The sequence below is a fragment of the Oleiphilus sp. HI0086 genome (genome assembly GCF_001635225.1).
Window position 1 is genome coordinate 1 of the sequence record NZ_LWFZ01001408.1, and the last position, 1,134, is coordinate 1,134.

The 1,134-nt window shown below is 47.3% G+C and carries 2 protein-coding genes; both read left to right on the top strand.

What is annotated here, in order from left to right; genetic code table 11:
* Positions 1-409 (top strand): FlgD immunoglobulin-like domain containing protein (locus tag A3756_RS23970; protein ID WP_304438938.1); only part of this gene is annotated, 409 nt, incomplete at its 5' end.
* 72 nt (positions 410-481) lie between these two features.
* Positions 482-1,134, top strand: a 653-nt coding sequence (locus A3756_RS23975) for a flagellar hook-basal body complex protein (RefSeq protein WP_156490737.1), incomplete at its 3' end; no start/stop codon positions are given.

Sequence of the window (1,134 nt, forward strand, 5' to 3'; positions counted from 1 at the left end):
GCAGGCTTCTGCAATGGTTGGGCGAACGGTTTTGGTGCCAGGTACTGAAGCTCCCATGGCGGCAGACGGAACAATTAGTGGATTGGTTGATCTTGAAGCCAGTACAGGTTCATTAAAGGTAAGTATCTTTAACGGTTCTGGTGAGTTGGTTAATCAGGTGGATATGGGGCAACAACTTGCCGGTTCTGTACCATTCTCGTGGGATGGAACAAATAGCAAGGGGGAGCAGATGCCCTATGACAATTACACGATCGCTGCTGAATCGAATCAAGGAGGAGATGTAAGTCAAATTACGACCTTGCTTTCCGCCAATGTGAGTAGCGTATCGATCGGGACTGGTGGTGCCATTTCGCTTAACTTAGCCGGTATGGGCGCTATTCCTTTAGAAGATGTTAGAGAGATTAACTAGGCATGAGTATGTGTCTGGCGTGCGAAATAATTGTAATCATTACGACAAAAAGAATCAGAAGAGAGGTGTAGTATGCCGTTTAACGTTGCATTAGGTGGGTTGAGAGCATCCTCCACGGACTTGGAAGTTACGGGTAATAACATTGCGAACGCGAGTACTGTTGGTTTTAAGCGTTCGCGTGCCGAGTTTGGTGATGTTTATTCCAATAGTTTTTTCGGCAGGGGGGCTACCTCAACGGGAGACGGTGTCGCAGTACAAAATATTCGACAGATGTTTGGTCAGGGTAACGTAAGCTTTACTGACAATAACCTGGACTTAGCAATTACCGGAAATGGCTTTTTCGTGCTTAGTGATCAGGGTGAGGCCAAATATTCGCGTGCTGGTCAGCTAGGTGTGGATAAAGATGGTTTCATGGTCAATAACACGGGTATGCGTGTCCAGGGCTTTCAGGCTGATGAAGGTGGGACGGTATCGGGAGTTCTGGGTGATCTGGTTGTTGATGCGAATGATCTGCCTCCATCAAGATCAACTAATGTCGAAGCAGCTTTGAATCTGGATTCTTCAGAAGAAGCTTTGACTCAGAGTGGCACAACGATTAACTCGAACGGTGCAACGGATGTTGGTGTAGCACAAGCAGGAATTGTGAATGGCTATGCGAGTCAGGATATCGAAGTGACCTTTCCGGATGGCACGTCGCAGACCATTACAACGACTGCGGAATCAAC